Source organism: Ruegeria lacuscaerulensis, assembly GCF_013031245.1.
Classification (GTDB): domain Bacteria; phylum Pseudomonadota; class Alphaproteobacteria; order Rhodobacterales; family Rhodobacteraceae; genus Ruegeria; species Ruegeria lacuscaerulensis_C.
The window spans coordinates 1-11308 of sequence record NZ_WPZL01000061.1 but is presented as its reverse complement, the minus strand read 5'-3'; the positions used below and the strand labels follow the sequence as shown (position 1 = coordinate 11308).

Sequence of the window (11308 nt, the reverse complement as noted above, 5' to 3'; positions counted from 1 at the left end):
TTGGATTTCAGCGGTGTCTTGCGCCCGCCGCGCGGGGCTTCGTCGGCGGTGATGACCACCTTGGTGTCGCAGCCATTGATCCGCGCCGCCAGCGCGTCGGGCGAGAAGCCAGCGAACACGATCGAGTGGATCGCACCGATCCGGGCGCAGGCCAGCATGGCATAGGCGGCCTCGGGGATCATCGGCAGGTAGATCACCACCCGGTCGCCCTTGCGCACGCCCATCGATTCCAGAATATTGGCCATCCGGCAGGTGCGGCGGTGCAGCTCGGCATAGGTGATGTGCTGCGCCGCGTCGTTCGGATCGTCAGGTTCCCAGATGATCGCGGTCTTATCGCCGCGTGCCTTCAGATGACGGTCCAGGCAGTTGGCGGATACGTTCAGCGTGCCATCGGCATACCAGTTGATGCCAACAGACCCGAACGCATAACTGACATCCTTGACCTGGGTATAAGGCTTGATCCAGTCGACCCGCTTGCCTTGCTCATCCCAGAACGCAACAGGATCTTCAATCGAAGCCTCGTACATCCGATCGTACTTGTCAGAATCGACATGTGGTGAGACGTTTTTTCTGACCATCATATTCTCCCTGTTGCGTGCGTTAGATTTTTTCAAAGCAAAAAAATGCTAGTACTCTCAGGTAATGCCACCCAAACAAACGTATTTGATGTTGAGGTAATCCTCGGCACCATAACGAGAGCCTTCGCGCCCAATGCCGGATTGCTTGACTCCACCGAATGGGGCTACCGCGGTGGAAATGAGGCCGGTGTTGACACCGATCATGCCCGTTTTCAAACCTTCGGCCACCCGGAAAACACGGGCGACGTCCCGTGAGAAGAAATAACCAGCCAATCCGAACTCGCTGTCATTCGCCCTTTCGATTACTTCCGCCTCGTTGTCGAAAGTAAAAATCGGTGCGACGGGGCCAAATGTTTCTTCATGCGCGATCAGCATGTCGTCAGTTGCCCCGGAGATCACGGTTGGCTTGAAGAATAGCGGACCAGCTGAATGTGTCTCCCCACCCGTTTCAACGGTACCGCCCCGCACAACGGCGTCTTCGATATGTTCACTAACTTTTTGAACACTGGCCTCATTGATCAAAGGACCAATGTCTACATTTTCTCCGAAACCGTCCCCTACCTGCATCTCGGCAACTGCAGTGGCGAGCGCCTTGGTAAATTCCTTTACGATCCCGGATTGAACGTAGATACGATTGGTGCACACACAGGTTTGGCCCGCGTTACGGTATTTCGATTGCAGAGCGCCTTGCACCGCTGCGTCGATATCGGCATCCTCGAACACGATGAAAGGTGCGTTGCCGCCCAGCTCAAGTCCGAGTTTCTTGATCTGATCCGCGCCCTGGCGCATAAGCTGCCGTCCAACTTCGGTCGAGCCGGTAAAGGTGATCTTGGCGACCCTGGGGTTCGACGTCATGGCATCCCCGATCGGAGCACCCCGCGACGCGGTGACAACAGAGAACAGCTCCATCGGCAGGCCTGCCCGTTCAGCCAGCACAGCCAATGCCAGCGTGGACAGAGGTGTTTCCGCGGCAGGTTTGGCCACCATTGCACAACCTGTGGCCAATGCAGGTGCAACTTTGCGGGCAATCATAGCATTGGGAAAATTCCAGGGCGTGATTGCGCCGACCACACCAACAGGTTCTTTTAAGACCAATATCCGAGTGTCTTCACGATGGCCGGGAATGGTGTCGCCGTAAATTCTTTTGGCCTCTTCAGAATACCATTCCAGAAATGAGGCGCCATAGAGAACCTCGCCTTTGGCCTCGGCCAGCGGTTTACCCTGTTCGGCAGTCATAATCGTGGCAAGATCATCGGCGTTCTCGACCCACAGGCGATGCCAGACCTTGAGAGTGTCGGATTTATGTGTGCCCGTTGTTGCCGCCCAGGCTCTCTGCGCCTCATAGGCTGAATCAACGGCTGTGTTCACCGCCTCAGCGCCCAGATCCGGCAGTTCGGCCAACACTTCGCCATTCGCCGGATTGTGTACGGCAAAATGCGCGCCATCCGCACCTTTGGAGACATGTTCGCCACCGATAAATGCATTGGTACACAACAGGGTCGGGTCATCCAAGCGATCAAGTAAGGACTGAGCGACGGTCATAAGAGATCCTTTTAGTCTTCCGCGACCGGGCGGGTTCGCTCCAGCCACTCAAGGATTGGTTCAATTTGGTTCTGAGCATTGAGCGTAGGCGTGTGGCCGACACCCTCGAACTCAATCGCCTCGGCATGGGGAAGGCGATTCAGCATTCGAGTCAGCAGACTTTCGGTCAAAAAGTCCGATTCTGTTCCACGCAAAATCAGGACGGGGCACGTTATTTTGTCCCAATATTTCCACAGGCTGAAATGCATGAACATTGAATAGCGCCGGAAGTTCTGCATGATGCCCGGATCGTGATGCATCACCAGACCCTGATCCGTTTCTATCGAGCTGTGCACTGCCATACGGGCCCAATCAGGATCGGTCATCGGACCAAAGGGGCTGAGTGTTTCGCGCAGATGCGCCTCGACCTCGTCCAGAGACTGAAAGAACTCGGCCCCACCCATATATCTCGATATCCGGTGCAACGCAGAAGTCGGAATCGTCGGCCCGACGTCATTTATCACCAGGCGCCGGATCGGAGAGTTATTAACACCGGCCAGCGAGATCCCCATCAGGCCACCAAGCGACGTGCCTATCCAGTCGAACTTCTCAAATCCGACTTTGGCGGCCAGAACGGTGATGTCCATATTGTACTGCAACAGATGGTAGTCCGAAGCGTCATCAAACCAGTCGCTTTTGCCACGTCCGACAAGATCGGGACAAACCACCCGAGCCGATTTCGAAAGCTGCGACGCCAGCGCGTCAAAATCCCGGCCATTTCGGGTCAGCCCATGCACACACAAAATCTTTTCGGCACTGGTTTTGCGCCCCCAGTCCACATAGGCCAGGTCGTGAAACCCGTGGCGTGAGATGCACTTGATCCGCCCGGATCTTTGCGGTTTTGGCGCGCTCCGGGTCGCGTGCGCAAACCGGTCATTTATAATCATTGTATTCATTCTGTTCCGGTCACCACTTCACCGGATCTGATCCGTGTTGAGACATCGCGTTTGGCCAGTTCAAGTCCGAACCGCAAACGCTGGAACGGATTCGACGTGATCCGCCGCGCCGATCTGTAAAAGCGTTTTTCCAGCCGTGCGATGGTGTCTTTGTGGGCTTCTTCCAGTGCCGGGTTGAGTGTGAAGCCGTCATAGTGAACAACACAGTCAACCTGCCCTTCCAGGCCCTTGCAATATTGCTCGATTATGGCCTCCAGCTCTGTCAGATCATCCGCTTCCGTCATGCGGTAGCCACGGAAGTTGACTTCGAGTTTGTTGGTACTCGGTTCAAAGCGAATACGGTCCTTGAGAGGCGCCGCAAAGAACGCATCCGCTAGGCCCATTGGCTCATCGCGGAAAATGCGCGCATCCATCGCACGTGGAGAGTTAATGACAGGCTCAAACCCCATATTTGGCAGGATATCCTGTTCGATATCGATTCCGGGGGCCACCTCAATCAGTTCCAGCCCTTTTCTGGTCGGGCTGAAAACGCATCTCTCGGTGACGTATAGAACAGGCTGATTGGTCTCGGCTGCGTATTGCCCTGAAAAAGTGATCTGCTCGACATCGGGGATGAACTTTTGCAACTTACCTTCCTGAAGGATGCGTAGCTGCCCGTCTTCGATCGCCACCTTCAGACCGCCGGCGGTAAATGTGCCGGCCAAAACCAGACGGCTCGCATTTTGCGATATGTTGATGAACCCGCCAGCTCCGGCAAATCGCGGCCCGAACTTGGAAACATTCACGTTACCGTATCGGTCGGTTTGGGCCATGCCCAGACAGGCCATGTCCAGACCACCACCATCGTAGAAGTCGAACTGGACGTTTTGCGCCACAATGGCGTCGGGGTTCAGCGCGGCGCCGAAATTCAGCCCGCCCTGCGGCATGCCGCCGATGACGCCCGGTTCGGCGGTGAGGGTCACGCTGCCCAGCAGCCCTTCTTCGGCGGCGACATTCGCCACGCCTTCGGGCATACCGATGCCCAAATTGACCACACCACCCAGCGGCAACTCAAACGCTGCGCGCCGCGCGATGATCTTGCGTTCCGTCAGGTCCATCGGATCGACATCCGCCAGCGGCTGCCGCAATTCGCCGGAATACGCATGATTGTAGGGCGTGGCATAGGTTTGCAGGTGATTTTCCGGCTGCGATTTCACCATGCAGTCGACCAGCGCACCCGGGATCATCACCCGTTTGGGCAACAGCGATCCGTGGATGGCCATCCTTTCGACCTGCACGATCACAACGCCATCGGAGTTATGCGTCGCCATCGCCATCGCGGTCGCATCCAGCTTGAGCGCCTCGCGCTCCATCGTGCAATTGCCGTGCGTATCGCCCGTGGTCGCGCGCAGCAAGGCGACATCAATGGGCAATGTCCGGTAGTACAGCCATTCCTGACCATCAACTTCTTCGACGCTAACCAAATCGTCCGTCGTAATGTCGTTGACCTTACCACCCTGAAGCCGAGGATCGACAAAAGTCCGAAGGCCAACTTTTGACAACATACCGGGCTTACCACCGGCTATTTCACGATAGAGCTGACTGATACAGCCTAGCGGAAGGTTGTAAGCCTCTATTTCACCTTCAACCGCCATTTTTGCCAGCTTGGGCACCAGCGACCAGTGACCACCGATCCCCCGTTTCACCAGACCCGGGTGGGCCAGGCGGTTCAGGCCTTTCGTATCACCATCCCCAGGGGCCGCTGCAAAAACCAGCGTCAGATTACGCGGATGACCGGTTTCCAGGAACCTCTTTTCCAGCGCGATCAGCAGTTCGTCGGGCGTGCCGACGCCGACAAAACCCGAAACGCAGACCGTGTCTCCATCGCGGATGACGGAAACGGCGTCTTCAGAGGAAACGACCCCGTCTATCATCTTATCCTCACTGCCTGTCCCTGAGCCAATCGTAGACGCCTTCGCCCACGATGCCCTGGCTCTTGCCGCTTACATAGACGCCGACATGCCCACCGGGCAGTGCGATCTCTGTATAGTCTTTGGTGCCCACATATTTCTCCAATGCCTGAGAGCTTGGAGGAGGAATGATGTGATCCTGCAGGGCATAAACGTTCAGCACCGGCATGGTAAGATTGGCCAGATCGACCTTCTCGCCGGAGATTTCCAACTCTCCCCGAATGAGCTTGTTTTCCTTGTATAGCTCAATCAACCATTGCCGTGCTGCGGCTCCGGGGTGATGGGGGCGGTCGGCCAGCCATTTTTCCATCCGCAGAAAGTTCAGCAGCCGCTTTTCGTCAGATGCCGCCTCAAGCAGATCGAGATTGTATTTGGTCATCGACCGCACTGGCGTCATCATCTGGAAAACGCTGGCCATGATTTCGCCCGGCAAGTTGCCGAAGGCTTCGATCAGTTTGTCGATATCTTCATCTTCAAGGTTACGGGTCCACAGGTTGATAAACCCATGTGTTTCATCCGCGTCCTCCTGATCACCGTGAAAATCAATCGGAGTAATCGTCAGAACCAGATTTTTGATCTTCTCAGGATGTCGTGCAGCATAGATTGACGAAAACACCCCGCCTTCGCAAATCCCCAGCAGAGTGATCTGGTCAACGCCCGCCTCTTTGCAAATCCGGTCGACGCAATCGTCCAGATACCAATCGATATAATCGTCCAGCTTGAGATGCTGATCCGCCCGGGACGGGTGACCCCAGTCCACGACATAAAGGTCAACACCGCGCCCTAGAAGGTTGCGCACAAGCGACCGGTCTTCCTGCAGATCGGCCATGGTGTATCGTCCGATCAGTCCGTAGACGATCAAAACCGGACCTGTCAGCGCCTCACCTTGCACCAGCGGTTCATAGCGGTGCAAGGTCACCTTGTCCTGCTCCAGCAGCAAGGTCTTTGGGGTGGCGCCTACATCGACATCCTCATCCTTTACACGCGACAGCGCGTCCAGGCCGCGCATGAATTTCTTATTGAATTCCATAGCCTCCTTGACAACAAGGTTTTCAGAGGTCTCATCGGTTGCCATGGCAATTCCGTCCTATTCCTGCGTCGCTTTGGAAGCCGGGGCCGGTCTGTTGCTACGCTTTTTCGTTTTTTCGTCCGCCAGCTGTTTTTTGAGCGAACGCACCTCGTGCCGCAGTTGATAGACCGTCTTGTGTAGGTCATCGACTTCGGTTCGGGTTGGAATCGAATGAGTTTCACACCACTCTTCGATCAGGTCGCGTTCGCGCAAGCGATAGTTGATGCCCGCCCGTAAAAGTTTGCGCTGTGCATCAAGGAAACGCTGCGTTCTTTGCGTTGCAATCAACTCGTCATTCGCAACACTCAGCCACTGGTTCAGAACAGCACCCGGGCCTTGCTTCCAAAGGTCAGTATTTCCCAGCATCTCTTCCGAGAATTTCTCAAAAGCGCGCGTCCAGGCACTGCCGGTTACCATACGGTAATCAGCGCTGGCCTCTCGCAGAGCGATCCACTCTTGGGTTGCTTTCAGCCCCTGACGTTCGAGCGTGCCGATATCCGAGAATTCCGGACCTTCGACCAGTTTCTGGATCGTCTTGTTGACCTCGTCCGAACCCGCATACAGAAACTGGCTCGGATCCATCATCCGCTGAAGCACTTCCTGGCTGATGCCGTCCTGGCCAGCTGCACTGGCCTGGAACCGGTCGTGCAGGTTTTTCATCCAGTCCCGGCTTTGTTTGCGTGCTTCGTCCCACAGCTCTTCCGCCGCCGCCAGTTGTTCGCCGGCTGGCTTAGTCGCTGTCGCGGCTGCCATGTGTTTCCAAAACGGTTCCTGCGATTTCAGGAGCTGGTTCTGAAATTTCAGCCAGCTGTTGAAATAAGGATTCACGGAGAAAGGATCATCGGCCATTCGAGTACCTCAAAGTGCCTTGGAGTAGATTGCCAGTGCCGCTTCTTCCGTCATTTCACGCGGGTTGTTGATCAACAGGCGTTCCTGTTTCATCGCGTCAGAGGCCAGCAGCGGCAAATTGTTGTGGCTGACGCCAAGCTCGCTCAGGCGCGATTGCATGCCCAGTTCGGGGCCCAGCTTGATAAAGCCTTCAACCATGCCCTCCGCACGAGCGGCCTCAGACTTGCCGGAAAGCTCGGGGAAGATGATGGGTGCAAGGTCGGCATACATACCCGTCGCGTCCGGCATGTTGTATTCAAGAACATAGGGTAGAACCAACGCGTTTGAAAGGCCGTGCGGGATGTGGAAATGCCCGCCCAAAGGATATGCCAGCGCATGGACGGCCGCCACGGGCGCGTTGGTGAACGCGATCCCGGCCAGCATCGACCCCAACAGCATTTCTGCCCGGGCGTCCCGGTCTTCAGGCGTGAAACAGGCCTTGTGGATATTGGCCCCCAACAGTTCCAGCGCCTGTTTGGCAAGGCAATCGGAGACAACGTTCTTGAGCCGCTTTGACGTAAAGGCCTCGATCGCGTGCACCATCGCATCGATACCCGTTGCGGCCGTTACCGGTGCGGGCAACCCGACAGTCAGTTCCGCGTCCAGAATGGCCCAGTCGGGCAACAATTGAGGCGCGACAACGCCTTTTTTCTCGTTGGTGCCGGTCGTGACGATCGAAATCGGGGTAACTTCTGATCCGGTTCCCGCCGTGGTGGGGGCCAGCACCAGTGGCAGACGCTCTCCTTTTACAAGGTTAACGCCATACATTTCGGAAATGGGCTGATCGGTATTGAGCAGGATGGAAATCAGCTTTGCGGTATCAAGCGACGATCCACCGCCCACCGACACAACCCCGTCCACGCCTTCAGCACGCGCCCTGTCGACCGCATCGAGGATCATGGACTCAGGCGGATCAGGCTGGACGTCCGAAAACGTCCAGACGTCCAGGCCAGCCTTCTTGAACCCGTCAAGCGCTGCATCCGCGAGACCAAGCTTGAGGATCATGGCATCGGTCACGAACGCAATCTTCCGACACCCTCGCGCTGCCAGTATCTCTCCGATTTTACCGGTGGCGCCAACTTCAGCCAGCACAGAACGAGTTGTTTGAAAGCTAAATGACTTCATTGTTGCAACTCCGTTCAGATTGGCGAGACCAGGCTACCAAGCTTCTTGGTAAGCTTCATGTTCTCGCTGTAATCAACGGGGCAGTCAATGATCGAAACCGTTCCGTCGCCAAGCGCCTCTTGCAAGGTTGGCAACAGGTCCTCGGTCGACTCAACCCGATACCCCTTGGCACCAAAGCTCTCGGCGAATTTGACGAAATCCGGGTTTGTGAAGTCGATCTTGGTCGCACGCCCGAAGTGACGCTCCTGATGCCATTCAATCAGGCCGTACTTGCTGTCGTTGAAAATCAGAATGACCAGGTCCAGCCCCATTCGAACGGCTGTCTCGATCTCCTGATTGTTCATCATGAAACCGGCATCGCCGCAAACCGCTACAGCCTTACGCTCGGGGTAAGCGACTTTGGCCGCAATTGCGCCCGGCAGAGCGATGCCCATCGAGGCAAACCCGTTCGAGATAATGCAGGTATTGGGGGCTTCGGCCTGATACATCCTGGCCATCCACATTTTATGGGCGCCCACGTCCGAGATTACGATATCTTCCTTGTCCAACGCCTGCCGCAGATCCCAGACAATCTTTTGCGGCTTGACCGGGAATTCAGTGTCTTCCGAATGTTCAGCCAGCTCCCTGTGGATGATCTCGTGAAGCTTGTGGATCTGAGTGTCCGGACGGCGACGTGCCTTGGCCGCGATACGTTCCAGCGAATCTTGAATGATGCCGATAACACCGGCCTCGACGATATAGTGCGCGTCCACCTCGGCGGGGCTGTCGTCGATGTGAATGATCTTTTTATCGCGGTTCGGGTTCCACAGGGCCGGGTGGTATTCCACCATGTCCACGCCAACACAAATGATCAGGTCGGCCTCGGCAAATCCGAAAGACACCAAATCTTTCGCTTTCAGACCGATGGTACCCAAGCTAAGCGGATGGCTCGAGGGAATTACACCTTTAGCCATGAACGTCGTCGCTACTGGCACATTCAGCTTTTCAGCAAAATCCACCAAAGCCCGCGAGGCACCATCACGGATCACGCCGTTACCAGCCATGATGACCGGCGCCTTAGCCTGGTTGACGATTTCAGCCACACTGGCACACTTCCCAATGGGGGCAGTGGGAGGCACCGCGGCCTGCACTTTCAGTGGCAGCATTTTTTCGATCGATGCACCGGCAATGTTTTCCGGCAGATCAATGAATGCGCAGCCCGGCTTTTCCGCCTGCGCAGTTTTAAACGCTTTGCGAATGATTTCCGGAATGATCTCCGGGATACGAATTTGGGTTGAGTATTTCGAGATTGGCTCGAACAGATTAACCAGATCAAGGATCTGATGGCTTTCTTTGTGCAGACGCGCTGTCGAGCCCTGACCCGCGATCGCAACAATCGGTGCCCTGTCCATGTTGGCATCCGCAACACCGGTCACAAGGTTCGTTGCCCCGGGACCAAGCGTTGACAGGCAAACACCGGCCTTGCCTGTCAAACGCCCATAAACGTCTGCGATGAAGGCCGCGCCTTGCTCGTGACGCGTTGTGACAAATTCGATAGGACTGTCGATCAGCGCGTCCATGACGTCGATATTTTCTTCGCCGGGCACACCAAAGATGTGGGTTACCCCTTCGTTCTCAAGACATTTGACGAAAAGTTCTGCAGCCTTCATTGGCGTTTCCCCAAGCTGAACCGCGACCGTAGAACGGTGGCGGTGAAAATCTTCCACTTTTCCCAGCGTAAGGGCGCAATGCTGACATTTCGCTGTCACGTTGCGAAATTTCGCATCTGAAAGTTCAATTATTACGCATTCCGTTTTGAAACCGATGGTTTGCTGGTGATTTTTTACGAATTCAACTTCGCGACAGGCTTTTGTCAGTTTCACCAATTAGGCTGTGCCCGAAATGCCGATGGAGGAGGTTCTTGTGACGAAGATCAAAGTTGACGGTCCGGTTGTCGAGCTTGACGGCGACGAGATGACTCGAATTATCTGGAAGTTCATCAAGGACAAGTTGATCCTTCCCTATTTGGATATCGACCTTAAGTACTATGACTTAGGCATTGAATCCCGGGACGAAACTGACGACCAGATCACCGTGGATGCGGCCGAAGCGATCAAAAAGCACGGCGTCGGCGTCAAATGCGCCACGATTACGCCAGATGAAGCCCGCGTGGAAGAATTTGGCCTCAAACGCATGTATCGCTCGCCCAATGGCACGATTCGCAACATCCTGGGTGGCGTGATCTTCCGCCAACCGATCATTTGCCGGAACGTACCGCGTCTGGTGCCGGGTTGGACTAAACCCATTGTGGTTGGCCGCCATGCCTTTGGCGATCAATACCGTGCAACGGATTTTCATTTTGACGAACCCGGCAAGTTGACCATGAAATTCGTTGGCGAATCCGGCAATGTCATCGAACGCGAAGTGTTCGATGCACCGGCTGCCGGGGTGGCGCAGGCCATGTACAATCTCGATGCATCGATCATCGATTTTGCCCGTGCCTCGTTCAACTATGGTCTGAACCTGGGTTGGCCGGTCTATCTTTCGACCAAAAACACCATTCTCAAAGTCTATGACGGTCGCTTCAAGGATCTGTTTCAGCAGGTTTTCGAGGAAGAGTTCGAAGCCGAGTTCAAGAAAAAAGGTATCTGGTACGAACATCGCCTGATCGACGACATGGTGGCATCGTCCATGAAATGGTCCGGTGGGTATGTCTGGGCCTGTAAGAACTATGACGGCGACGTTCAGTCCGATACAGTAGCGCAGGGTTTTGGCTCACTAGGCCTGATGGCCTCGGTTCTGATGACACCGGATGGCAAGATCGTTGAATCCGAAGCAGCTCATGGCACGGTCACGCGCCACTATCGGCAGCATCAGAAAGGCGAGGAGACCTCGACCAATTCCATCGCATCGATTTACGCGTGGACCGGCGGCCTCAAGCACCGCGCCAAGCTGGATGACAACGCACAATTGCTCAACTTCGCCGAAACCCTCGAGCGTGTTGTGGTCGACACCGTCGAAAGTGGGTTCATGACCAAGGATCTCGCCTTGCTGGTCGGTCCAAATCAGGGCTGGCTGACCACCACCGGGTTCCTCGAAAAAATCGATGAAAACCTGAACAAAGCCTTCACGGCATAAGTAGCGCTAAAAGGTCTGCACACCCATGCGACCCGGTTACCAATTCTTTTAGGGAGGTCACAGATGCCGATCAAAGTTGGACAGGATAGCGCCAGGACACGCCGC

Annotated in this window: 9 protein-coding genes; 1 reads left to right on the top strand and 8 read right to left on the bottom strand. The window is 55.5% G+C overall.

The genetic code is table 11. The annotated features are described in order from the left end of the window. The 8 genes from GOX66_RS24660 to GOX66_RS24625 form a co-directional block, all read right to left on the bottom strand. Nucleotides 1-578 (bottom strand): AMP-binding protein (locus tag GOX66_RS24660; protein WP_237212775.1); only part of this gene is annotated, 578 nt, incomplete at its 3' end. 57 nt (nt 579-635) lie between these two features. Beyond that, entirely contained in the window at nt 636-2120 is a 1485-nt protein-coding gene (locus tag GOX66_RS24655; protein WP_170766437.1) for an NAD-dependent succinate-semialdehyde dehydrogenase, read from the bottom strand. 11 nt (nt 2121-2131) lie between these two features. Continuing rightward, a complete protein-coding gene (locus GOX66_RS24650; protein WP_170766435.1) occupies nt 2132-3046 on the bottom strand; it encodes an alpha/beta fold hydrolase in 915 nt (304 codons plus the stop codon). A gap of 5 nt (nt 3047-3051) precedes the next feature. After that, a complete protein-coding gene (locus GOX66_RS24645) occupies nt 3052-4968 on the bottom strand; it encodes an acyl CoA:acetate/3-ketoacid CoA transferase (RefSeq protein ID WP_170766433.1) in 1917 nt (638 codons plus the stop codon). 7 nt (nt 4969-4975) lie between these two features. Then, the gene (phaC, locus tag GOX66_RS24640; protein WP_170766431.1) at nt 4976-6079 is read right to left on the bottom strand and encodes a class III poly(R)-hydroxyalkanoic acid synthase subunit PhaC; all 1104 of its coding nucleotides are present in this window, start codon (nt 6077-6079) and stop codon (nt 4976-4978) included. A gap of 12 nt (nt 6080-6091) precedes the next feature. Further along, nucleotides 6092-6922 (bottom strand): poly(R)-hydroxyalkanoic acid synthase subunit PhaE, encoded by an 831-nt coding sequence (locus tag GOX66_RS24635; RefSeq protein ID WP_170766429.1) that lies wholly within the window; start codon nt 6920-6922, stop codon nt 6092-6094. Between the two features lie 9 nt (nt 6923-6931). Further along, nucleotides 6932-8086: an iron-containing alcohol dehydrogenase gene (locus GOX66_RS24630; protein WP_170766427.1), complete on the bottom strand. Its 1155-nt coding sequence runs from the start codon at nt 8084-8086 to the stop codon at nt 6932-6934. Between the two features lie 14 nt (nt 8087-8100). Beyond that, the gene (locus GOX66_RS24625; RefSeq protein WP_170766426.1) at nt 8101-9735 is read right to left on the bottom strand and encodes an acetolactate synthase large subunit; all 1635 of its coding nucleotides are present in this window, start codon (nt 9733-9735) and stop codon (nt 8101-8103) included. Between the two features lie 253 nt (nt 9736-9988). Between GOX66_RS24625 and GOX66_RS24620 the strand changes: the two genes are divergently transcribed. Then, nucleotides 9989-11203 carry an NADP-dependent isocitrate dehydrogenase gene (locus GOX66_RS24620; protein ID WP_170766424.1) on the top strand — a complete coding sequence of 405 codons (1215 nt, stop codon included), beginning with the start codon at nt 9989-9991 and terminating at the stop codon, nt 11201-11203. Nucleotides 11204-11308 lie beyond the last annotated feature (105 nt).

Excerpts from the sequence above, each read along its gene's own strand:
- GOX66_RS24645 (WP_170766433.1), bottom strand. The coding sequence starts at position 4,968 with ATGATAGACGGGGTCGTTTCCTCTGAAGACGCCGTTTCCGTCATCCGC.
- GOX66_RS24650 (WP_170766435.1), bottom strand. The coding sequence starts at position 3,046 with ATGATTATAAATGACCGGTTTGCGCACGCGACCCGGAGCGCGCCAAAA.
- GOX66_RS24635 (WP_170766429.1), bottom strand. The coding sequence starts at position 6,922 with ATGGCCGATGATCCTTTCTCCGTGAATCCTTATTTCAACAGCTGGCTG.
- GOX66_RS24655 (WP_170766437.1), bottom strand. The coding sequence starts at position 2,120 with ATGACCGTCGCTCAGTCCTTACTTGATCGCTTGGATGACCCGACCCTG.
- GOX66_RS24630 (WP_170766427.1), bottom strand. The coding sequence starts at position 8,086 with ATGAAGTCATTTAGCTTTCAAACAACTCGTTCTGTGCTGGCTGAAGTT.
- phaC (WP_170766431.1), bottom strand. The coding sequence starts at position 6,079 with ATGGCAACCGATGAGACCTCTGAAAACCTTGTTGTCAAGGAGGCTATG.
- GOX66_RS24625 (WP_170766426.1), bottom strand. The coding sequence starts at position 9,735 with ATGAAGGCTGCAGAACTTTTCGTCAAATGTCTTGAGAACGAAGGGGTA.